Origin of the sequence: Paracrocinitomix mangrovi (assembly GCF_019740355.2) — a bacterium.
Taxonomy (GTDB): domain Bacteria; phylum Bacteroidota; class Bacteroidia; order Flavobacteriales_D; family Crocinitomicaceae; genus Paracrocinitomix; species Paracrocinitomix mangrovi.
Map to the genome: position 1 here is coordinate 563,569 of NZ_CP091819.1, position 20,356 is coordinate 583,924.

Annotated in this window: 25 protein-coding genes and 1 other RNA gene; 16 read left to right on the forward strand and 10 right to left on the reverse strand. The window is 33.6% G+C overall.

Annotated features, from left to right (window positions below; genetic code table 11):
• The first annotated feature begins 297 nt into the window (after nucleotides 1-297).
• Nucleotides 298-1,017: a hypothetical protein gene (locus tag K6119_RS02480; RefSeq protein ID WP_221833938.1), complete on the forward strand. Its 720-nt coding sequence runs from the start codon at nucleotides 298-300 to the stop codon at nucleotides 1,015-1,017.
• Here the strand turns inward: K6119_RS02480 and K6119_RS02485 are convergent.
• The 5 genes from K6119_RS02485 to ssrA form a co-directional block, all read right to left on the reverse strand.
• Entirely contained in the window at nucleotides 1,004-1,462 is a 459-nt protein-coding gene (locus K6119_RS02485; protein WP_221833937.1) for a hypothetical protein, read from the reverse strand. The genes K6119_RS02480 and K6119_RS02485 overlap by 14 nt on opposite strands.
• A gap of 265 nt (nucleotides 1,463-1,727) precedes the next feature.
• Complete coding sequence (locus K6119_RS02490) at nucleotides 1,728-2,570, reverse strand: hypothetical protein (RefSeq protein ID WP_221833936.1); 843 nt, start codon at nucleotides 2,568-2,570, stop codon at nucleotides 1,728-1,730.
• Nucleotides 2,571-2,650: 80 nt separating this feature from the next.
• On the reverse strand, nucleotides 2,651-3,445 hold the full coding sequence (locus K6119_RS02495; protein WP_237828081.1) for a hypothetical protein: 795 nt from the start codon (nucleotides 3,443-3,445) through the stop codon (nucleotides 2,651-2,653).
• 25 nt (nucleotides 3,446-3,470) lie between these two features.
• Nucleotides 3,471-3,707 carry a GIY-YIG nuclease family protein gene (locus K6119_RS02500; RefSeq protein WP_221833934.1) on the reverse strand — a complete coding sequence of 79 codons (237 nt, stop codon included), beginning with the start codon at nucleotides 3,705-3,707 and terminating at the stop codon, nucleotides 3,471-3,473.
• A 271-nt stretch (nucleotides 3,708-3,978) separates the two neighbouring features.
• Nucleotides 3,979-4,382, reverse strand: a transfer-messenger RNA (tmRNA) gene (gene ssrA / locus K6119_RS02505).
• 133 nt (nucleotides 4,383-4,515) lie between these two features.
• On the opposite strand from ssrA, the gene K6119_RS02510 reads away from it, so the two are divergent.
• The 6 genes from K6119_RS02510 to K6119_RS02535 all read left to right on the forward strand — a co-directional run bounded on the left by K6119_RS02510 (nucleotide 4,516) and on the right by K6119_RS02535 (nucleotide 10,971).
• Nucleotides 4,516-4,965, forward strand: coding sequence for a hypothetical protein (locus K6119_RS02510; RefSeq protein WP_221833932.1), 450 nt, complete (start codon nucleotides 4,516-4,518; stop codon nucleotides 4,963-4,965).
• Nucleotides 4,966-5,047: 82 nt separating this feature from the next.
• Nucleotides 5,048-6,265, forward strand: coding sequence for an NAD(P)-dependent oxidoreductase (locus K6119_RS02515; RefSeq protein ID WP_336246102.1), 1,218 nt, complete (start codon nucleotides 5,048-5,050; stop codon nucleotides 6,263-6,265).
• A 264-nt stretch (nucleotides 6,266-6,529) separates the two neighbouring features.
• Entirely contained in the window at nucleotides 6,530-7,396 is an 867-nt protein-coding gene (locus K6119_RS02520) for a sigma-70 family RNA polymerase sigma factor (RefSeq protein WP_221833930.1), read from the forward strand.
• 170 nt (nucleotides 7,397-7,566) lie between these two features.
• Nucleotides 7,567-9,018 carry a glyceraldehyde-3-phosphate dehydrogenase gene (locus K6119_RS02525; protein ID WP_221833929.1) on the forward strand — a complete coding sequence of 484 codons (1,452 nt, stop codon included), beginning with the start codon at nucleotides 7,567-7,569 and terminating at the stop codon, nucleotides 9,016-9,018.
• 127 nt (nucleotides 9,019-9,145) lie between these two features.
• On the forward strand, nucleotides 9,146-10,027 hold the full coding sequence (locus tag K6119_RS02530) for a hypothetical protein (protein ID WP_221833928.1): 882 nt from the start codon (nucleotides 9,146-9,148) through the stop codon (nucleotides 10,025-10,027).
• A 125-nt stretch (nucleotides 10,028-10,152) separates the two neighbouring features.
• Nucleotides 10,153-10,971, forward strand: coding sequence for a T9SS type A sorting domain-containing protein (locus K6119_RS02535; RefSeq protein ID WP_221833927.1), 819 nt, complete (start codon nucleotides 10,153-10,155; stop codon nucleotides 10,969-10,971).
• Nucleotides 10,972-11,021: 50 nt separating this feature from the next.
• Here the strand turns inward: K6119_RS02535 and K6119_RS02540 are convergent, their stop codons facing one another.
• On the reverse strand, nucleotides 11,022-11,480 hold the full coding sequence (locus tag K6119_RS02540) for a DUF4268 domain-containing protein (RefSeq protein ID WP_221833926.1): 459 nt from the start codon (nucleotides 11,478-11,480) through the stop codon (nucleotides 11,022-11,024).
• A gap of 103 nt (nucleotides 11,481-11,583) precedes the next feature.
• Here K6119_RS02540 and K6119_RS02545 point away from each other — a divergent pair, with 103 nt between their 5' ends.
• The 4 genes from K6119_RS02545 (at nucleotide 11,584) to K6119_RS02560 (ending at nucleotide 14,038) form a co-directional block, all read left to right on the forward strand.
• Nucleotides 11,584-12,000 (forward strand): hypothetical protein, encoded by a 417-nt coding sequence (locus K6119_RS02545; protein ID WP_221833925.1) that lies wholly within the window; start codon nucleotides 11,584-11,586, stop codon nucleotides 11,998-12,000.
• 90 nt (nucleotides 12,001-12,090) lie between these two features.
• Entirely contained in the window at nucleotides 12,091-12,468 is a 378-nt protein-coding gene (locus tag K6119_RS02550) for a type IV secretion system protein (RefSeq protein WP_221833924.1), read from the forward strand.
• Between the two features lie 4 nt (nucleotides 12,469-12,472).
• Nucleotides 12,473-13,072 (forward strand): hypothetical protein, encoded by a 600-nt coding sequence (locus K6119_RS02555; protein WP_221833923.1) that lies wholly within the window; start codon nucleotides 12,473-12,475, stop codon nucleotides 13,070-13,072.
• A 27-nt stretch (nucleotides 13,073-13,099) separates the two neighbouring features.
• Entirely contained in the window at nucleotides 13,100-14,038 is a 939-nt protein-coding gene (locus K6119_RS02560; RefSeq protein WP_221833922.1) for a hydrogen peroxide-inducible genes activator, read from the forward strand.
• Here the strand turns inward: K6119_RS02560 and K6119_RS02565 are convergent, their stop codons facing one another.
• Nucleotides 14,039-14,269 (reverse strand): hypothetical protein, encoded by a 231-nt coding sequence (locus tag K6119_RS02565; protein WP_221833921.1) that lies wholly within the window; start codon nucleotides 14,267-14,269, stop codon nucleotides 14,039-14,041.
• A gap of 30 nt (nucleotides 14,270-14,299) precedes the next feature.
• On the opposite strand from K6119_RS02565, the gene K6119_RS02570 reads away from it, so the two are divergent.
• The gene (locus tag K6119_RS02570; RefSeq protein ID WP_221835268.1) at nucleotides 14,300-14,989 is read left to right on the forward strand and encodes a tetratricopeptide repeat protein; all 690 of its coding nucleotides are present in this window, start codon (nucleotides 14,300-14,302) and stop codon (nucleotides 14,987-14,989) included.
• A complete protein-coding gene (nth, locus tag K6119_RS02575; protein ID WP_221833920.1) occupies nucleotides 14,986-15,633 on the forward strand; it encodes an endonuclease III in 648 nt (215 codons plus the stop codon). The genes K6119_RS02570 and nth overlap by 4 nt, the downstream gene beginning before the upstream one ends.
• Here nth and K6119_RS02580 read toward each other — a convergent pair.
• Together K6119_RS02580 and K6119_RS02585 are read right to left on the reverse strand one after the other, a co-directional pair.
• Nucleotides 15,630-15,866: a hypothetical protein gene (locus K6119_RS02580; RefSeq protein ID WP_221833919.1), complete on the reverse strand. Its 237-nt coding sequence runs from the start codon at nucleotides 15,864-15,866 to the stop codon at nucleotides 15,630-15,632. The genes nth and K6119_RS02580 overlap by 4 nt on opposite strands.
• 3 nt (nucleotides 15,867-15,869) lie before the next feature.
• Nucleotides 15,870-16,232: a peptidase associated/transthyretin-like domain-containing protein gene (locus tag K6119_RS02585; protein WP_221833918.1), complete on the reverse strand. Its 363-nt coding sequence runs from the start codon at nucleotides 16,230-16,232 to the stop codon at nucleotides 15,870-15,872.
• A gap of 181 nt (nucleotides 16,233-16,413) precedes the next feature.
• On the opposite strand from K6119_RS02585, the gene K6119_RS02590 reads away from it, so the two are divergent.
• The 3 genes from K6119_RS02590 to K6119_RS02600 all read left to right on the forward strand — a co-directional run bounded on the left by K6119_RS02590 (nucleotide 16,414) and on the right by K6119_RS02600 (nucleotide 19,839).
• A complete protein-coding gene (locus K6119_RS02590) occupies nucleotides 16,414-16,698 on the forward strand; it encodes an FtsB family cell division protein (protein WP_221833917.1) in 285 nt (94 codons plus the stop codon).
• A 104-nt stretch (nucleotides 16,699-16,802) separates the two neighbouring features.
• Nucleotides 16,803-17,588 (forward strand): T9SS-dependent choice-of-anchor J family protein, encoded by a 786-nt coding sequence (locus K6119_RS02595; protein ID WP_221833916.1) that lies wholly within the window; start codon nucleotides 16,803-16,805, stop codon nucleotides 17,586-17,588.
• A gap of 100 nt (nucleotides 17,589-17,688) precedes the next feature.
• The gene (locus tag K6119_RS02600) at nucleotides 17,689-19,839 is read left to right on the forward strand and encodes a S46 family peptidase (RefSeq protein WP_221833915.1); all 2,151 of its coding nucleotides are present in this window, start codon (nucleotides 17,689-17,691) and stop codon (nucleotides 19,837-19,839) included.
• Here K6119_RS02600 and K6119_RS02605 read toward each other — a convergent pair whose 3' ends face one another.
• Nucleotides 19,840-20,355 carry a DUF6155 family protein gene (locus K6119_RS02605; protein ID WP_221833914.1) on the reverse strand — a complete coding sequence of 172 codons (516 nt, stop codon included), beginning with the start codon at nucleotides 20,353-20,355 and terminating at the stop codon, nucleotides 19,840-19,842.
• Between the last annotated feature and the right edge of the window lies 1 nt (nucleotide 20,356).

Consider the following 20,356-nt stretch of genomic DNA (forward strand, 5'->3'; position numbering starts at 1 on the left):
CTAATGGAAGTTTTTCACAGTAAATTCGGTATTCCGCAATACAAAATGCGTATTTCTACGCATACCAATTTCAACAAAAAAGCCGTTATTTTGTAGTATCATTTAACCCACGACTTATGATCTTGGTTCCCCTGAATCTCATAGAGATCAACAAGAGAAAGAGATTGTAGGTAAAATGAAATACACTGAGGTTTAGTGCAAAGTCATCTTTTTTTAAGGTGACTTTGTCGTTTTTAGGGAGTTACCTTAAAATTCATCAAACAATAATCTTTATATCCGAGCGTATTTAATATCAAAATGCCCAAAGCAATAACAATTATCTTCTTATTAGTTTGTTTGCAATCTAATTCACAAATTAAGAGTCGAAGTGCATTCGTTGGGATAAAAGGTGGAACGGCTATAAACTTTGATAACTATAAAGATATTTCGGGTAAAATAAGTCACGAATTGAAATTTAAACCCAGATCTATAGTTGGCATTGACTTTACATATGAAAGGAATAGATTAATGCATCTATTTAAAATTCAAGCTGAAAACAATTTTTATACTTTTAATTCATCTGCTTATGATTTGGATACATATAGTATAACCAACAACACATCAAATCAATGGTATTTGAACTACAGCTATAGTCTTGGATTTAGAGCTTTTAGCTCTTTTGGTTTGTTTCCTTCAATAGGGGTTGATTTTGCCCATAGCGTTTATGGTAAAACGACAACTGAATACGAAGCAAATTATTACGTTGAAAACGGTGTGTATTACGATTTACCTCAATACTCGAAAGAAACTACTAAATACAAGTCAAATCCTAGATTAATGATGTCTGGAGGCATCACTTATCGAAAGATATTTAGAGAGGCTTTTGTTTTAAGCGTTTCTGTTAATTATAGATATCCATTAAATAAAACCGAACTAGTAAACGGAAGCAATATCAAACTAAGCAGTTTGTTGTTAGAAATTGGATTTAAATATCGCTTATTTTATAAAAGTGGAAGAGATATGACTACTCCTTGGTAAAAGCATTAAAGAACTCTTCACAATCAGTATCAGTATCTTTTGGAAAGTCATACAAACGCAAATCTGAAGCTCCTACCTTACCGGCCATTACATCATCTGAATTATTATTGATATAGAATTCAAAGCTCAATGTATAAGGAGGTTCATTGATTACCTGGGTTTCGTGAATTACCAAACGTTGATTAAACAATAAACCATCATTGTGATAAAACTTCACCTTGCCTTTTTCCAAAAATTCAATGGTATAAGTATATCCATTAGTTGTTGAATCTACTACTGTGTAAGTCCACAAAGAATCTGCCTGGCAATAATTCATTACGTTGGTAGTATTGTTCCATTTCCAACTCCCAATTAGTATAGCAGTATCCCCCACTAGCTTATCTTTTTTACAAGAAAAAGAAACAAACAAAACAGAAAGTAAAAGTATAGCCACGTAATTTTTCATGAATTCAAGGTAGTGAAAAGAATGGAATAAAAAATAGCACTCGGAATTTGAGTGCTATTTGCGTTGAATATTTTTATGTGGATTTGGAGGGCTACGTGTGCAGTTTCATTCGTTTAATAATCTACAACATAAGAACCTGCGAAGATTCATGTTAAAACATTGTAGGAACATTATCCCCTATTTAAAGTAATGCTACATACATAGGTTGTTTTAACTGCTTTCTCTTTGTTAAAAAAGTAAATAGAATTTTATTGTGAATGAGAGTTTATTCATTTATGATTTCTGTATATGAGACTTCTCTATTCCCCTCTACTCCAAGTAATCTGAGAGATAAACTTTTATTGACCCATACTTCTTTATCTAACCAAGATTGTATGTACTGAAATGTATATGTTGTATCAGTTTCAGAGTCGTAATATTTTAAGGTGTCTCTTGCAAATGAGTAGTTTATAGATCTATCAATAGATAAATCTAGATAGCTTGGAATTCCATTTGCTAGATATGATAAGTTGTCAATTTGAGTAAGTTCTTCATAATTATTAATCCATTTAAATTGAAGTTGACTCCAGTCGACTCTTTCAAAACAAAGTCTGTTAATCCGCTTGCTATCAATGCTTGTTGGGATTAGAAAATATTGTGTTCTGGCGGTAATGAAATCCTGAGTAATGATTAAAGTGTCACCTGAAAAAGTAAAACTATTATCACATTGATCAAATAAGTTATCACCACTAAAAATCGGTTTATCGAAATACAACGAATCTTCTTTTGTTGAATATGTCCCTATATAGCTTGCTTGTCTTGGAAATTCCAAATGGTAAGCTGTGTCATTATCAAACCTCCATAAGTAAATTTGATTATAAGGTGGTGGATAATATTTTCCTTGCTTATCAAATTGATCTGCTGAAGGTTTTACGTATTGCCCATTTTCTTTTTCTAAACCAATAACGATTCTGTGATCTTCCTGCCATACAACAGACTCAAGACGTTCAATATTATCCTTATCTGGATTATTTAGATTTTCTATAGTTGGTTGAGAACCACATCCAACTAAAAAGAAGAAAAGTATCAATAATAAGTTTGTTGAAACATTCATAAATTGTTGAAGCATTGTTTTACAAATATCCCTAGCTTTTTCAAAGTATCTTCTCTCAATTAGAGAGAAAGTAGAATTTTATTGTGAATGATAACTTATTCATTTTGCGAAAACCATAAATGAATTTCTTGTTCATTCTCACCACCTTCAGGACAAACCAAACTTAGGTAAAGCCTTTTTTTATCTTCATTAAAACTTTGAAATTTATAAGTAAAAGAATTACCATTGCTCGTATAATAAAGAGAATCTCTCCTTGTATAATAATTCTCTGAATTTTCAGATGAAAGGTTTAATTTCATTGGAACGAAATCCTTTTTATATTCAAAACATAATGGAAGTACAACATCCGGATTAGCTAAGTAGTTGACATCCTGCCAAATCACATTTGTCTCAAACGCTTCCCAATTAACACCACAGTTTTTAATCCTATTATAGGACAATGTTTCCGGCTTATTTGAAACAAAATAATTTTCCTCCAGTAGATTTCCTAAATACCTCATTAGGATCAAGGTATCATCCCGGAATTCATAAAAGAATGCAAGTTCGTGACTATCTTTATAAAAAATAGTATCTCCTTCTACCTTGATAAGGGATTTACTTTGCGTGCAGTAAGGATAATTTATCAATCTTAAAGTGTCACCGGAAAAATCAATTTGATTATAACGAAGATCACCGGAATGTTCATAGTATTTTGATTCTCCAGTTTCTTGATTCACATCTAGACCTTTAATTTTTATCCAACTTCCCTGAATAGAATTAAGTCCCTGCTCAACACTTTCCGAACTTTTAAAGGTGTTACTTGAATTACAACTTGTAAACAAGAATGTTGCTATAAAGAAGGATAATGAGCCTAAAAAAAATGTTGAAACATTCATAAATTGTTGAAACATTGTTTTACATATATTGACATCTTTTTCAAACCAATCTTTTTTGTCTGAAGGCAATTCCAGAGCCCGACTTAAGATACTTTTCAAATTGATAAGCTTTGTATTTGTCTTTAAAACAAATATAGGTAATCACTTCCACTGGCAATTTATCCGAGGTATAGTGAACTTCTCCTCTCTCATGCCTTTTTAATCTGTTTTCAAGATTATTTGTGCATCCGGTATATATTGAACCGTTCGCACATTGTAGTAAATACACGTAATGCATAATTTATAATTTAATGTGCGAGTTGGTTCAGAATCTGTGTAGTGGATAGTATCCACAGTCCGCATGTTGCTAAAGCTTTAGCGGAGACACTAGCTCGTAGAAGGCTTTAGCGATTGTGCAGGGAGCTTCGTTTTATAGAAGCTCTCCTTCGCTAAAGCGATTTACATTTTTTTAGTGGATAGTATCCACCGTAGCTCGTAGAAGGCTTTAGCGATTGTGCAGGGAGCTTCGTTTTATAGAAGCTCTCCTTCGCTAAAGCTTCGGAGAGCGAAGGTGGAGCCGGAGGGGATCGAACCCTCGTCCTAACAACGGGTCTATATAGTTTCTACATGTTTATTTTGTGATTAAATTTCAACCAGCAGCCGGACACAAACACCCTACTGAAGATCTAAGCTGCTTAAATCTCGTTGAAGCATCACAGCGCTACTTCAACCAGCCCAATAAATGATACTCAAAGTCCGTAACCATCAGGCAAGGTCACAGTGAGTAGTTAGTCCCTCCTACTATACTTCAGAGTGGATTAAGGTAATCAGACTTAGTCCAAGATTACGCAGCTAACGCGTAAGAATTATTGTTGTCAATTCTTGATTGTACACAAAAGTTTAACGAGATTACATGCGTTGCTCGACATGCTTGTACATCTACCGCTATTGCAGTCAAATCCAAGTCGGCCCCAAAGAACTTTGTCTATTTAGACGTTTTACCCCAGAAAATATTTCATTAATAGGGCCTGCAAAGATAGATAATCAAACCGTTTTGCGCAATTAATTCAGCTATTAAGATTAATTTTGAACAAACCTTTTGCATCATGGCTATCTATAAAATGTCTCCTGAGGGAATTGAAACCCAAATTCAAAAAACTCAAAAAATGGTGATTGTCTTCATTGTAGTAATTGTGGCTATCACTTCTTCTATCCTCATTTTTAAAGACCGTGAATACGATCAATCAAGAATTGTGAGCCTTAGTATTTTTGGTATTCTCATAGTGATCTTGTTCTTTTACATGCGCAACAAAATCAAAAAAACTTTGACCAGCTCTTTTGAATCATTAGAGTACGAAATCACAACCAATTCAATTATCAGAAGATTAAATAATATAGGTGATTTGGAAATAATGATGGATGATATAAAATTCATTAGCAAAACCAAAAAAGGAGATTATGTGATTATTTCTGATAAAGGTAAAATGGCTATTTCCAGACACATTGAAGACTTGGATAATCTGTTGAGTAAACTACCTGAGGTAAAAGACAATTAGCTTCAGTTTTTACATGTTCAACGGTATAATTAACGGGCAAGAACATTTTATTTCTATTTTTGCCTCAATCGATTATTAAGAGATGTCTAAAATTAAACTAGCTGTAATTCGCGAAGGAAAAGTCCCCCCGGACAAAAGAGTTCCTTTAACCCCTGCTCAATGTGTTGAAGTACAACAAAAATTCCCCAATGTGGAAGTAATTGTGCAAACCTCTGAAGTAAGGGCTTTTAAAGATGAGGAATATGCTTCATTAGGATTACCGGTAGTTGAAGATATTTCTGATTGCGACATTCTTATCGGGGTAAAAGAAGTGCCAATCAAAGATTTAATCCCAAATAAAAAGTACATGTTCTTTTCACACACATTTAAAGAACAACCTTACAACAGGGATTTATTGCGTGCCATATTAGACAAGAAAATCCAGCTAATAGATTACGAAACTTTAACTGATAAAAATGAAAACCGAATCATTGGATTTGGTAGATATGCAGGAATTGTAGGATGTTACAATGGTTTTTTAGCTTACGGAGCAAAAACCGGTTTGTATCAATTAAAGCCTGCCAATGCATGTGAAGATCGTAAGGAGTTAGAAGCTGAATTAAAAAAGGTAAAATTACCTGCTGGAACTAAGATTGTAGCTACAGGATTTGGTAGAGTTGGAAATGGAGCCAGAGAAATTTTTACCAGCTTAGGTTTAAAAGAAGTAAGTCCTGAAGACTTTTTAGATCAAGAATTTGATGAAGCTGTTTTTACCCATTTAAAAGCAAAGCATTATTACGGCAGAGCAGATGGTAAACCATTTGACAGATTAGCATTCTTTGAAAGTGGTGAAGGCCATGTATCTACTTTTGACAGATATTTAAAAGAAGCGGACATGTATATTGCTGCACATTACTGGGATGCCAGTTCTCCTTTTATTATTTCAAGAGAAGACTTGAAGATGAATGGACTAAGAACAAAAGTGGTAGCAGACATTTCGTGTGACATTGATGGTCCGGTTGCTTGTACAATAAGACCCTCAACTATTGCTAAACCAATTTACGGTTATAATCCTTCAACTGAATCTGAAGTTGATCCTTTAGCAGATGGAGCGATTTGCGTGATGGCTGTAGATAATCTTCCGTGTGAATTACCCAAAGACGCATCAGAAGATTTTGGTGGCGAATTAATCAATGAAGTATTTCCTTATTTATTTGGAGAAGATCCGGATAGAATTATTGAAAGAGCTTCAGAAACTAATTTGGAAGGTGAATTAATGCCTGATTACAGTTACTTAGAAGATTATGTAGCTGGCAATTAAGGTATAATTTTCAATTATTAAAGTTTAGAATCCAATTTGCAATTAACTTTTTTTAAGAGCTAATTTGCAATTTACCAAGGGGTTAATCGTCTATTAACTAAAAGGTTTTAAATATTGTAACCTTTTGAGAGTAAATAGAGTTATAAGAAAGATGAAAAAAAAGTTGTGGAAATTGCAAATTAACTCTTGACACGGAAGGGTGTTTAGTTTACATTTGCTTTCCTATTTACAATATAATTCTCTAAAAGAAAGGAAAATTCAAGCATGAGGCAGTTAAAGATTACAAAATCAATTACAAATCGCGAGAGTCAATCATTAGACAAGTACTTGCAAGACATTGGTAAAGAAGAATTGATCACTGCTGAAACAGAAGTTGAATTGGCTAAAAGAATTAAGCAAGGAGACCAGGCGGCCCTTGAAAAACTTACAAAAGCCAACTTAAGATTCGTGGTTTCAGTGGCAAAACAGTATCAAAACCAAGGTCTTACTCTACCCGATTTGATTAATGAAGGTAATTTAGGTTTGATCAAAGCTGCACAAAAGTTTGACGAAACAAGAGGTTTTAAATTTATCTCTTACGCCGTATGGTGGATTCGTCAATCAATTTTGCAAGCCTTGGCTGAGCAAGCACGTATTGTTCGTCTACCGTTAAACCAGGTAGGATCTTTAAATAAGATCAACAAAGCATTTTCTAAGTTAGAGCAGGAATATGAAAGACCACCTTCAGCTGAAGAATTAGCAGAGGTATTAGAAGTTCCTGAAGATAAGATCAAAGAATCAATGAAAGTTGCAGGTCGTCACGTATCTATGGATGCGCCGCTTTCTTCTTCTGAAGACGGAGGTACATTGATGGATGTTATGGCAAACACTGATTCACCAAAAGCTGACAAACACTTGATGGCTGAGTCATTGCAAAAAGAAATCGAAAGATCATTGTCTACACTAACAGATAAAGAAAGAGAAATCATCAGATTGTTCTTTGGAATTGGAATGAATCACGGATTAACTCTTGAAGAAATTGGAGCTAAATTCAATTTAACAAGAGAAAGAGTGAGACAAATCAAAGAAAAAGCAATCAGAAGATTAAGACATACTTCTAGAAACAAGTTGTTAAAAGCATACTTAGGATAATTCTAGAGAAATTATTGAGAAGCCGTTTCGTTTGGAACGGCTTTTTTTATACCCCTACTCCAACAATTTGTCTTAAGTTTTCAACTATACGTCAATTTTTCTAAGAATCTTTTACCTGATTCAAATTAAGGAAGTACCTTTGCAGCAAATTAATTTTCAAAGCATCTAGCATGGAATCAACCGTAGGATACGAAAAAGAATTACAGAGCCAAATTGATAGAGAAAAGGCTGCTGTAGAATTATCTAACTATGTAGGTAAATTGTTGTATGACAAAGGAATTGAACTAGTATTGTTCAGAAATCATTTGTTAGACGTTACTGTTTCTGAAATTATTCAGTTACACAATTATGCCGAAAAAACAGTAGGTAAAAAAATCTACATTTCTACTACTTCTAAATTAGCTGAAGCAATTTATGAAATGGATATTCCACCTTCAAAAATTGATATCGGAAAATTAGCTTACGAGTGGATTCAAGAAGGAGATAAATTTGCATCTAAAACTGATTTCTTAGGAAACAAATTAGGTGAAGTTATCCAGGCCGGTCCTTTACAATTTGAACCAAGAGACGTTGTATTATACGGATTTGGTCGTATTGGAAGATTAGCTGCTAGAGAATTAATTAAACAAGCCGGTAAAGGACAACAATTGAGATTACGTGCAATTGTTACCAGAAATGCTTCACCTGAACAATTGATTAAAAGAGCAGCTCTTTTGAGAAATGACTCGGTACATGGAGCTTTTAAAGGTACAGTTGATGTAGATACAGATAAAAAACAGTTGATTGTTAATGGACAAATCATCCAAATGATTGAGGCTAACAATCCTGAAGATATTGATTACACAGCATTTGGAATTGACAATGCGCTGGTAGTTGATAATACTGGTGTTTTTAAAGATAAAGAAGCTTTAGGAAGACACAGAAAAGCTAAAGGAGTGAGTAGAGTTTTATTAACAGCTCCAGGTTCTGGAATTCCGAATATCGTTTACGGAATCAACCATAAAGATGTGAATTTAGAAGCCGACCACATTGTTTCAGCAGCATCTTGTACAACTAATGCCATCTCTCCTATTCTTAAAGTAATGGAAGATAAATATGGAATTGTAAAAGGACATATTGAAACAATTCATGCTTATACAAACGACCAAAACTTGTTGGATAACATGCACAAGAAACCAAGAAGAGGTCGTTCTGCAGCTATTAATATGGTAATTACATCTACAGGTGCCGGAAAAGCAGTTACTAAAGTAATTCCTTCATTGGAGAATAAATTAACTGCAAACGCAGTAAGGGTACCAACTCCAAACGGTTCATTAGCAATGATCAACTTGTCATTAGACAAAGCTGTAACTGTAGAAGATGTAAATGCTTCAATTAAAGATGCTGCCTTAAACGGAGCCTTGGTAAACCAAATTTATTATTCAGTTGATGAAGAGTTAGTATCAAATGATATTATTGGCAACACTTGTTGTTCTGTATTTGATGCTCCTGCAACAATCGTTTCTCCTGATGGCAAAAACGTGGTTATCTATACCTGGTATGACAACGAATATGGTTATACAAAACAGGTAATCAGATTAGCAAAACACATTGCAAAAGTGAGAAGACACATTTACTACTAGTAGTAGTTTAAATAGATTAAAAAAGGGATGCTAAATAGCATCCCTTTTTTTGTTTTAGAATCAATTTTATATATTGAACGCTGTTACTTCAAGGCAAAACTTGAATTATATTCTAAAATCTAACTCTATGAAAACTAAATTTTTAAATCTACTACTACTGATTAGCGGACTGTTTTTGGCCTCTAGCTTTTCAAAAAATGAAACTTCTATTACCTATAAAAAACTCTATGCACAAAATGTATGGAGCGATATAGATTCGACACATAATGACAATTCTTTTTTATTTAAACCATCCAATAAGAAAACCATTGGATGGAGTGTGATTAAATGGGAAATGGATCTTGACCAACTAGAAAAAGACATCAAAGATCAAAATCAAAACCTATATACATTGTTTCTCTATCACGTGCTAAAAAATGAGGTAGCTCTTTATGCGCCATTTGACCCAAATTGGGTTGATCACAAAGACAAAGGTCTGTTTAAATACCCAATAAATGCCGAATTGTACGGTAAATCTAAGGATGGAACATTTTTCACAGACAATAATTACAAAAACTTTGTGAAAGAAGGATTTTTAGGTAGTACAAATTGGGGAGCTCCTCTTGTAGCAATGCAAAGTATAGCTAAACCAGGTAATGACTCAATCAATGCTAAAGGAGATGTTGTTTACTATCCTAGAGAATACAATTATTATAGCGATCGAGATATAATTAAATATCGTATTCGTGAAGAATGGATGACAAATGAAGCTGGTGAAGTAGTAAAGAAGCAGATAAAAGCTATTGCTCCAGTTATGAATAACTATGATATGAATGGGAAACTTATGGGAGAAAGAATTCTTTTTTGGATTAATTATGAGGATATCGCTCCTTTTTTAGATAATTACTACACCAAAACAGAAAAAAATGAAAAGAAGAAAGTGATTTCATACAAAGATTATTTTGATGACAATCTATATCATTCAACTATTGTAGAAAAGGATAGTTTACACTTGAACTCAAATAAATAAAATATCAAAAGACCTTCAGTAGAGGGTCTTTTTTTGTGCGCTAGGATTCAAAGGTTAATTGAAATTTCGGTGTAACATTCTGACTTATTTTTCATTACATTGCCATAAATCTAAACTCAAACAATATGAACAAATTTTTACTCACTTTAATTCTTTGCGCCGGATTCGCTACTATTGGCTTTAATCAGGCAAACAACTACTCAAATGGTGCCACTGTAGCAGATTTCACTGTTACCGATACACAAGGCAACACACATAACCTTTACACAATTACCGCTTCAGGAAAATACGTTTTTGTTGACTTTTTCTTTGACACTTGCGGTCCTTGCCAACAAACACAGCCGTTTTACAATGAATTACACGATAAATACGGATGTAATGCAGGAGATCTTTATGTAATATCTATCAATAACGGAACTGATTCAGATGCTGAAGTAGATGCTTTTGAAGCAACTTATGGAGGAACATTCAATCATGCACCGGCAGTATCTGCAGATGGTGGCGGTGGAGCCGTAACTTCTGCTTTTGGCGTTGGAGCTTTCCCAACTTATTGTTTAATTGGACCGGATAACAAAATGGTTCAGAATGATGTGTGGCCAATCTCTGATGTAAGCACTTTTGAAGCTGCATTTCCTTCAGGATTTAACCCTACTGTAATGGCTTGTTCAGCTGCATCAATTGTAAATAATTCAATTGAGAAATTGACTGTATACCCTAACCCTGCTAATGATGTATTGAATATTAATTTTGAAACTACAGTAGCAGCAACAGCTACAATTGAAATTGTAAATATGTTAGGTGCAGTAGTTATTTCAGAAGACATTAACACAACTAACGGTTCTAATCAACACGTATTAAATGTAAATGATTTATCATCAGGACAATACGTTGCTAGAATCAACTCAGGAACTCAGTTAACTACTGTTAAGTTCAATAAACTTTAATCTGTAATATCCAGATATTAAAATCCTGCTCTTCACAGAGCGGGATTTTTTTATTTCAAGCCTTTGAAAACTTCATCAAATTCACACCAAAAGGCATCTAGCTTTGCAAAGTTTAACTTTAAAAATAAGTGCATTTTATCCCAGTCTTCTCTCCTATTTAAATTGCAATCATTCTTTTCAATTGCGATTCTAGAAATTTCTTTACCGTTCCAATGCTCAAATGTTGGATACCATTTGAGGTCTTTGAATTTACCTTCCAGAATATTGCTAAACTCTTGAAATTGCTCATAAAACACTTCTCTCACTCCAGGATCCGGGAACTGAATATCAATACATAATCTACATCCTTCTTCATCAGCTTCCATTCTAAAATACAAGTGATTAAAACCGGTATTGTAATTCATCCAATTCACCTTTGAACCAAACGGATTTTTCATTTTTTCCATTTGGTCACTCAATTTGCTCCAAAAGTCAATTCGCAGTTGTTTAGCCTCTTCTTTAGATAACATGTTGTGAAATTAAGCAAATTATGATTTGAATCTTTAATTTAGCTGACGATCATCAGTAATGAGCTGACACAATACATATACATTTGAATTAAACCTTTTAATTATGAGTAATACAGTAAATATTGAACAAGGAGAAATCTACATTAAATTCAACTCACCCACTACAGGAAAGCTATCATTAAAATCATTAGGACTGAATGAAAATTATAAAATTGAAGGTGGTTTTCTTAGAATAGTGTTTGACTTTGAAGGAATTGGTGAACATGATTATTTCAAAGTTCCAACAATTGAAATTGAGTATGACCAAGAAGTTCCGGAAACTCACTGGCAATGCGATTTCAACGAAGAAACAATTTTAGATAAAACTGATCACTATGGTCACTCAACTGTGATTTTATTGAACAGAGATAAAATTGCATCATTGGAGCACCACCATCAAAACAAGTTGGTTTTACACGCAGAATTTCCAGAAGAAGTAAACTTGTTAACTGAAAAATCAATGGTTAACTTCTTTAAATAGTGCAAATTACATAGTTTTGAGATATACGCACTAAAGTGGTAAAAAAGGATGGGTTCTGCTCATCCTTTTTTTACTTAAAAATTAATAGATATGAGACAACTATTGATCCTTACAATATTACTTTCATTAGGAACAAGATCTATTGCAAGTGAACCTGTAATTGTTCAAGTTAAAAGCTCTTCTCACAAATTAGAGAGGTCTACAACAAATGCAGATCATCAAAATATTATTTCAATTGCTAAGCAGGCTGTCAAGTTAACTAAAACTCCAAGTCAAAGTATCAGCAAAAAGCCACGTCCCAGATTAATCGGTTTCTTATTGCTTGTATTAGCGTTTCCTTTACTTGCCCTGGGTTTAATTATAATCTTTTTAAGCTCCATTATTTGGATAATAGTCGGAATCTTACTTTTTGCCTTTGCCATTTTCCTATTGGTAAAAGGCTTGCGTAAAATATTTAAAGAAGAATAACTCATTGAAATCAGTCATTACCATATCACTATTATTCATTCTTGGATTATTCCTTTCATCAGCTTATGATCACAATGATTTGGGTTCTGTTGACAAATCACCTAAATATGAGAGATCAGAAATCAACAGTGCTAATGATCATATTATTTTACAAAACTTAAAAAAACAAAGTAAAGAGGTGTCTGATAGTCCCATTAAAGAAAAGCGCAAGAAACCTCGTCCAAGATTAGTAGGTTTTTTTCTAATAGTTATTGCCGTGCCGATTGTGTGGTTTGGACTTTTTTTAACTTTTTCAGGGAGCGCAGGTCTAGTAATACTAGGAATTATTGTATTTGCTTTAGCATTGTTCCTTTTTGTACAAGGATTCCGCTTCATATTTATTAAAGGTAAAGGAGCACCAGACTCTGATAAAAACAAAAATAAATACCCAAATAGTGGAAAAGCTTGGTTAGCCATTTTGGGATTCGCAATTCTACTAACAGGTATTATTCTACTTTCAACAGGCGTATTTTCTATAATTGCCAATCTTCTAATTATTATTGTTGGATTTGTTTTAGGGTTTGGAGCATTAGTTTCATTGCTTCAGAATAGACAGGATAAATAATTAATTGTAATTATATTTATCACATCTATGCATAGTTTAGTACAATTAGAATACATTGTGGCGGTTGATACTTACCGTCAATTCTCCATAGCAGCTGAAAAGTGTTTTGTTACTCAACCTACACTGAGTATGCAAATTAAAAAGCTAGAAAATGATCTGGATATCACCATCTTTGATCGCTCTAAACAACCTGTTGTGCCTACAGAAATTGGTAAAATTATCATTGATCAGGCCAGAATAATTTTAGCTGAATCTGCCAAAATTGGTGAGATTGTTCAAGCTAATAAAAATACTGTAGTTGGTGAATTAAAACTGGGTATCATTCCTTCAGTTGCACCTTATCTACTTCCTGTATTTATAGGAAAATTAACTAAGACTTATCCTGATTTAGAAATCAAAATCAAGGAATTACTTACAGAAGAGATCTTAGCTGAATTAGAGAAAGATACTTTAGATGTAGGCATTATCTCCACTCCTGTTCCTAATGGCGGTTTTACAGAGATTCCTTTGTATTTTGAAAAGATCTTTATCTATTGTCATCCCAAGCACCCTTTGTATGAAAAAGAAAAGATTACATTGGATGAAATAAGCAATGAAAACATCTGGTTACTAAGTCAAGGGCATTGTTTCAGAAGTCAAGTAATTAATGTTTGTGCACTTAAAGAATCAGGTAATAAATTGCCATTTTCATATGAATCTGCATCTATAGAAACCTTAATCAAAATGGTAGACAGAGAAGGTGGATTAACACTTATTCCTGAATTAGCTGTGAATGATCTTACGCCTTCAAAACAATCAAGAGTTAAAGAAATCAAAGGGCTTAACCCTATCAGAGAAATTGGATTGGTGACTAATAGAATCTTTGTTAAGCAAAGAACTTTAGAAGCACTTAAAAATGTAATTCAAGACGTTTTGCCTGCTGAAATATTAAATGAAAAACGTGGTGATAGAGTTGATTGGAAATAGTTAAATACCTTTTTCAATTGCTAAATACTCCTCTTCACTTATTTCTTCCCATCTATCCTCATAACAGTTGAGCATGTCTTGAATCATTAATTTTTCGGGATATTGTTCTGCAATCACTTCATGTATTTGAAACTGATTTCCTACTTTTTTTATTTCAGTAAATTGATTTTTAGCTTCAATTTTGAACCAGGTATTAATTCCTTTGTATTTTCTAAACTGTGGAAATGTCATTATAAAATATGGGTTTTGTAAATTTGCACCATGTCTGAGAACATTCATTACGAAAAAGCTGTTGCCAAATTTAACGAAAATCAATTCGAAGAAGCGATTGAGTTGTTCAGTTTGGCATTAGAAATTAATGCAACAGATCCTTTCATATATAACCAAAGAGCTGTCTGTTATTTGAATTTGAATCAATTTGACTTGAGTTTGTTTGATATGAATAGGTCTATTGAATTGGATGATAAATATGCTTATTTCTATTCATGCAGAGGATTTTTAAAAGCCCGAATGAAAGATATTGATGGAGCTTTGGAAGATTATGAAATATCTATAGAATTAGATCCGGAGAATGAGATCACCTATAACAATATGGGATTATTGTTGGAGCAGATGGGAAACATGGCTCGTGCAAAACAGATGTTTGAAAAGGGCAATGACATTTTAGGTTATGATCCAAAAAAGCGTGAGCTCAATGATGATCAAACTCATATGGTGAATGCTGAAGAGGACTCAATAACCGTTGAGAAATCTGAGAACAACACCAACATCAACATCAGCAAAGAAAAACTGGATAAAATCCTAAAAGAGCAAAAGGAGAATAAAAAGAAGGCAAAGAAACAGGTGGCTAAAGATGTGTTTTCTAAGAAATCTGCCTTTAAAGAATTTCTAGGTTTTATAGGTAATGGCTTCAAATTAAAAGAAGACGAAAACAAAAAAGATACTGAATGACAAAAGCGGAAAAAGCAGCATATATAATGGACGAACTGGAAAAATTATATCCAAAAGTTGACGTTCCGCTTGATCATAAAGATCCATATACTTTACTAATTGCCGTATTACTTTCTGCACAATGCACTGATGAAAGAGTAAACAAAATCACTCCTATCCTATTCAAAAGAGCTGACAATCCCTACGATATGGTTAAAATGTCTGTAGAAGAAATTGCAGAAATTATAAGACCATGTGGATTAAGCCCTATGAAATCTAAAGGCATCTTTGGTTTGTCTGAGATTTTAATTGATAAGTACAAAGGAGAAGTTCCAAAATCATTTTCCGCGCTAGAAGAATTGCCTGCTGTTGGACATAAAACGGCAAGTGTTGTAATGTCTCAAGCATTTGATGTGCCAGCATTCCCGGTTGATACGCACATCCACAGATTAATGACCAGATGGGGATTGACAAATGGAAAATCTGTTACTCAAACAGAGAAAGACGCCAAAAAACTGTTTCCTAAAGACAAGTGGAACAAATTACACATTCAAATCATCCTGTACGGTAGAGAATATTCACCAGCCAGATCACCAAAGAAAAGCGTAGATTATATTACAGCTAAAATTGGATCAAAGAAAGTATTGAAAGACTACAAAGATTAGCTATTGGAAGAAGATCTAACTAATTGATAAATCCCAATAACTGTAAATCCTGCTCCTAGCAACAATAAAGGAAGCATAAACATCTTATAAATTCCATTAAAGAATCCTTCCAAACTTAAACTAGAATCAGAGTTTATGAAAATTGGAACTGTGAAAAACAGAATAATTAGGCCAAACACAAGCATTAATATCGCTCCCAATTGACCTCCCTCCTGATTTCGTGACCGTCTCATGAATTACTCCATATCAATTGGAGCAGCAACGATATCTTTGCCTTTACACTCCAATTTCTTAGTTATTCCTACGTACTGCGTAAGGGTATCTAACCAAAGTTCTCCTTTAGCTACCCAAATACCATCAGCTACATTTTGAATTTGAAAAATTCCTTCTTCATCAGCATACGAAGTATACTCAGCTACTTTACCTGTGTCATTTTTATGTAGCGTAATCATTGCTGAATCTGCAATATGATAAGCTCCGTTTGAATCAATGTATCTTACTTGTCCTTGAAAAGTTGATGCATTTTTTTTACAACTTACTGTAAATAAAGCTGTAGACAAGATTAGAACTGCGCCAAAGTATTTCATTTTAATTTTCATTTGGTGAAATTTCATTTTTTGATTCAAAAGGAAAAACGTTCCTTGTGTTTACTAGGTTTGTTAAATATCCGAATTATAAGCAAATATAAAGGCAGTTAAACATGCTAATTTCAACTTTCAATTGTGAATACTAATATGAAGATGATTTTTATGGCCCGTGCTATTAGCTTACTTTTGTATTATGAAGAAAGTAATTCCAATGCTTAAAAACAAATACCTGATATCTACTTCGATATTGGTTTTGTATGTATTGATCCTTCATGAGACGGATATTTTCGCCATAAAAAACAAGCGCGACAGAATAGCTGATTTGAAAGAACAAATTGAAATCAAAAGAGATCAAATAGAAGATTTAAAGGTTTCTTTGAACGAGCTGGAAGACCCTAGAGCACTTGAAAAATATGCAAGAGAAGAACATCTGTTTAAAAAAGATGATGAAGATATTTTTGTCTTTTCATTTGAATAATTTCCTAAACAATCTTAAATCATACTTTTCTTCTAATTGAATCGTTAACTTTGTGGCCGTTCAAAGCTGACACATTTAGTTGAAGCACACTGAAATATTTATTGATGTACAAAATCGCAATCCTTATAGGCTTTATAATTTGTAGTAATACACTTACTGCTCAAAGCATCATATTCTCTGAAGATTTCTCAAACGGAATACCTTCTAATTTTCAGTTAATAGATGCAGATGGACAAACGCCTGAAACGGCCGTGTCTTATTTTACAAATGCATGGATTGCTTATAACGATCAAGGAGACAGTTGTGCAGCAAGTACTTCTTATTATACAGATACAATTGCTTCAGAAGACTACATGATTTTGCCGCAATTATCTTTACAAACTTTTAGCAAATTCAGTTGGGAAGCCAGAACAGTAGACGCTTCATATCCTGATGGATACTATGTTTTATTGTCCACTACAGATTCGGCTGTAACGAGTTTTACCGATACCTTGCTAACCGTTTATGCAGAATACTTTCAGTGGAACAGAAAAAGTATACCCCTTGACACTATGGGCTATGCCAATCAATCTGTATATATAGCTTTTAGAAACTTTACTCAAGAAGGTTTTATCTTGTTAATTGATGACATTATGCTTGAGGGTTCTGATTTTGCTTCAATTGAAGACAATGAAGAAGTGGCAATAACCGTTTATCCTAATCCTGCAACCAACTACATCTCTTTTGATGGAATATCGGCTGATGAGATCATCATTAGAAATAAACTGGGACAAATAATTTTAAGAAGCCCTGAAAATACAGTTGACATCTCAACATTACCGGTAGGTACGTATTTTGCTACTGCAATCAACAAAGAAGGCGCTAAGACCTTGCCATTCGTTAAGGAATAAGCATAACCTTCTAGCCATCTGACCACTTATCAATTAAGTATTAATTAATGACTCAAAAGTTATTAAAAGCAGTATTTTTGCAGCCAACCAATATTTAGTTATGAAAAAAATCGCACTTTTTTTATTGATTTTTGTTACCACATTTGCGCACGCGGATGAGGGTATGTTTATGCCATTCATGTTGAAGAACAACTATAAAGACATGAAAGCGGCAGGTCTTGAATTATCTTACAAAAAGATCTATAATGAGAAAAAACCATCTGTAAAAGATGCGATTGTACAAATGGGTGGATTTTGTACTGCAGAAATTATTTCACCTAAAGGTTTGATGTTAACTAACCACCACTGTGGTTATGATGCAATCAGAGAACATTCAACTCCTGAAAATGATATTTTAACTAATGGATTTTTTGCCATGAATTATGGTGAAGAAAAGCCAGTTCCGGGTTTAACTGCAACCGTAATTGTTAGAATGGAAGATGTTACAGATCAGATCAAGGGATTGTTGAAAAACAACATGGATGCTGACACAAGAAAAAAGATCATTAAAGACAAAGCAAAAGAAATTGCTGAAAAAGCAGTTGACGGAACGCACTACTCTGCTTATGTTGAAGAATTTTATGGCGGAAATGAATTCTATTTAATTGTAGAAGAAACTTTTAAAGATGTTCGTTTAGTTGGTGCTCCACCTGAAGCTATCGGAAAATATGGAGGAGACACAGATAACTGGATGTGGACCAGACACACTGGTGACTTTTCAATGTTTAGAATTTATGCAGGAAAAGACAACAAACCTGCTGAGTTTTCAATGGACAACCAACCTTACAAACCTAAACATCACTTACCAATCAATATCGGAGGAGTTGAAGAAGGAGATTTTTCATTCATTATGGGGTTCCCTGGTTCTACTGATAGATTTTTAACTTCTTATGGAGTTGAAATGGCAGTGGAAAAGGACCAACCGAGTAGAGTAAAAATTAGAGGAAAGAAATTAGAGTTGATGAAAAATCAAATGAATCAATCTACAGAGGTTCGTTTGAAATACGCTTCAACTTATGCACAGGTTAGTAACTACTGGAAATACTTTATTGGACAAACTGAGCAATTGCAGAAAAATGATGTTTTGAGCAAGAAAAAAGAATTGGAAAAACAATTCACTGCTTGGATCAATGAAAAACCTGAAGACAGGGCCAAATATCAAGATGTATTAAAAAATATTGAGGATGCATATAAAGTTTTAACTGAAACTAATCCAACAACTGTATATTTCTTTGAATCTATCTATTCTGTTGGTTTAAACAGGTTTATGATTTCTCATTACAGACTTTACAAAATGCTTCAAATGCAAGCAGAAGATGAGGATTTTGATGAAAGTCAAATAGAAAAAATGACAACTGCTTTAGCTCAACAAGCTGAACATCAATGGGAGACTTTTGATTATAATACTGAAGTTAATCTTGTAGGAAACATGTTGGATATGTATTATCAAGATGTACCACATGATCAGCATACGAAATTGCTTGATTCTGCTGCTCTGGTTAAAGGAGGCTTCATGGATTTAACTAAGTTTCATTTAAAAAACTCCGTATTTACTGATAAAAATAGATATGAAGAGTTCTTGAAGAATCCAACATTATCTGTTTTAGAGACAGACTTGATTTTCTTAATCAATATTGACCTTTTGGATAACTTCAGAAAGATAAATTACGGAACTGAAGTTAATGAGGCAAATGAAATTCTTGATAATGCCAACAGATTATTCATTGAAGCCATCAGAGAAATGAATCCTGACAAACAATGGTATCCAAATGCCAACTTTACTTTGAGATTGACTTATGGAAATATACTCCCATACTCAGCTCAGGGAAAAGATTACAAACATTATACAACCATTGAAGGTTTGATGGCAAAAGAAGATCCTAACAATCCTGAATTCACTGTTCCTGCAAGACTTAAGGAATTGTATGAAAAGAAAGATTACGGAAGATATGGACAAGACGGAACATTGTGGATCAACTTTTTATCAAATAATGACATTACAGGAGGAAACTCAGGTTCGCCAATCATGAATAGCAAAGGTGAATTAATTGGATGTGCTTTTGACGGAAACTGGGAAGCAATGAGCGGTGATATTTTCTTTGAAAAAGACTTTCAAAGAACTATTTCATGCGACATCAGATACATCTTGTTTATTGTGGACAAGTATGCTGGAGCGACACACCTTATTGACGAAATGACAATTGTAGAATAATTAATTGATTCGTTTCATCATCACGTTTTCAAATGCAGATTTGTTAATCCAATTCTGCTCATAAACCTGATCAATAATTTTTTCGATACGCGGATTACAACTAGCTTGTAATCCGTTTTTATCTATATAATCTACTGCTTCTTCAAAAGATTTGAGCATACTTTTATAAAACGCATCTTGATTAATTGTTGTTTCTGCCGTAAAAGCCAGTACTATTTCAACATTGTAAAGCATTATATCTGCAATTAATATGGGTTCCATTCCCAGCTTTACAAACTCTTTGATGAATTTTTGAGCTACTGATCTACGCTTCTTGGCTTTTCTGTTGGAAGGTGGAAAATACTCTTTACCTATTTTGAATTTCGCTTCCTCTACCCTCTTGTTTTCATTGGGATTAAAGACAAAGTCATAAAACTCCTTTACCTCTTTCAATCGATCATGTAGTTCAAGAATCTGCTCTTCTAGCTCTTCTTTAGATAATTCTTGTAAATAAGATTTTAGTTTGCGCTTGCTCATT

Bases quoted from the DNA above. Each gene is read 5' to 3' on its own strand.
- K6119_RS02480 (WP_221833938.1), top strand. From the start codon at position 298: ATGCCCAAAGCAATAACAATTATCTTCTTATTAGTTTGTTTGCAATCT.
- K6119_RS02485 (WP_221833937.1), bottom strand. From the start codon at position 1,462: ATGAAAAATTACGTGGCTATACTTTTACTTTCTGTTTTGTTTGTTTCT.
- K6119_RS02490 (WP_221833936.1), bottom strand. From the start codon at position 2,570: ATGCTTCAACAATTTATGAATGTTTCAACAAACTTATTATTGATACTT.
- K6119_RS02495 (WP_237828081.1), bottom strand. From the start codon at position 3,445: ATGTTTCAACAATTTATGAATGTTTCAACATTTTTTTTAGGCTCATTA.
- K6119_RS02500 (WP_221833934.1), bottom strand. From the start codon at position 3,707: ATGCATTACGTGTATTTACTACAATGTGCGAACGGTTCAATATATACC.
- K6119_RS02510 (WP_221833932.1), top strand. From the start codon at position 4,516: ATGGCTATCTATAAAATGTCTCCTGAGGGAATTGAAACCCAAATTCAA.
- K6119_RS02515 (WP_336246102.1), top strand. From the start codon at position 5,048: ATGTCTAAAATTAAACTAGCTGTAATTCGCGAAGGAAAAGTCCCCCCG.
- K6119_RS02520 (WP_221833930.1), top strand. From the start codon at position 6,530: ATGAGGCAGTTAAAGATTACAAAATCAATTACAAATCGCGAGAGTCAA.
- K6119_RS02525 (WP_221833929.1), top strand. From the start codon at position 7,567: ATGGAATCAACCGTAGGATACGAAAAAGAATTACAGAGCCAAATTGAT.
- K6119_RS02530 (WP_221833928.1), top strand. From the start codon at position 9,146: ATGAAAACTAAATTTTTAAATCTACTACTACTGATTAGCGGACTGTTT.
- K6119_RS02535 (WP_221833927.1), top strand. From the start codon at position 10,153: ATGAACAAATTTTTACTCACTTTAATTCTTTGCGCCGGATTCGCTACT.
- K6119_RS02540 (WP_221833926.1), bottom strand. From the start codon at position 11,480: ATGTTATCTAAAGAAGAGGCTAAACAACTGCGAATTGACTTTTGGAGC.
- K6119_RS02545 (WP_221833925.1), top strand. From the start codon at position 11,584: ATGAGTAATACAGTAAATATTGAACAAGGAGAAATCTACATTAAATTC.
- K6119_RS02550 (WP_221833924.1), top strand. From the start codon at position 12,091: ATGAGACAACTATTGATCCTTACAATATTACTTTCATTAGGAACAAGA.
- K6119_RS02560 (WP_221833922.1), top strand. From the start codon at position 13,100: ATGCATAGTTTAGTACAATTAGAATACATTGTGGCGGTTGATACTTAC.
- K6119_RS02565 (WP_221833921.1), bottom strand. From the start codon at position 14,269: ATGACATTTCCACAGTTTAGAAAATACAAAGGAATTAATACCTGGTTC.
- K6119_RS02570 (WP_221835268.1), top strand. From the start codon at position 14,300: ATGTCTGAGAACATTCATTACGAAAAAGCTGTTGCCAAATTTAACGAA.
- nth (WP_221833920.1), top strand. From the start codon at position 14,986: ATGACAAAAGCGGAAAAAGCAGCATATATAATGGACGAACTGGAAAAA.
- K6119_RS02580 (WP_221833919.1), bottom strand. From the start codon at position 15,866: ATGAGACGGTCACGAAATCAGGAGGGAGGTCAATTGGGAGCGATATTA.
- K6119_RS02585 (WP_221833918.1), bottom strand. From the start codon at position 16,232: ATGAAAATTAAAATGAAATACTTTGGCGCAGTTCTAATCTTGTCTACA.
- K6119_RS02590 (WP_221833917.1), top strand. From the start codon at position 16,414: ATGAAGAAAGTAATTCCAATGCTTAAAAACAAATACCTGATATCTACT.
- K6119_RS02595 (WP_221833916.1), top strand. From the start codon at position 16,803: ATGTACAAAATCGCAATCCTTATAGGCTTTATAATTTGTAGTAATACA.
- K6119_RS02600 (WP_221833915.1), top strand. From the start codon at position 17,689: ATGAAAAAAATCGCACTTTTTTTATTGATTTTTGTTACCACATTTGCG.
- K6119_RS02605 (WP_221833914.1), bottom strand. From the start codon at position 20,355: ATGAGCAAGCGCAAACTAAAATCTTATTTACAAGAATTATCTAAAGAA.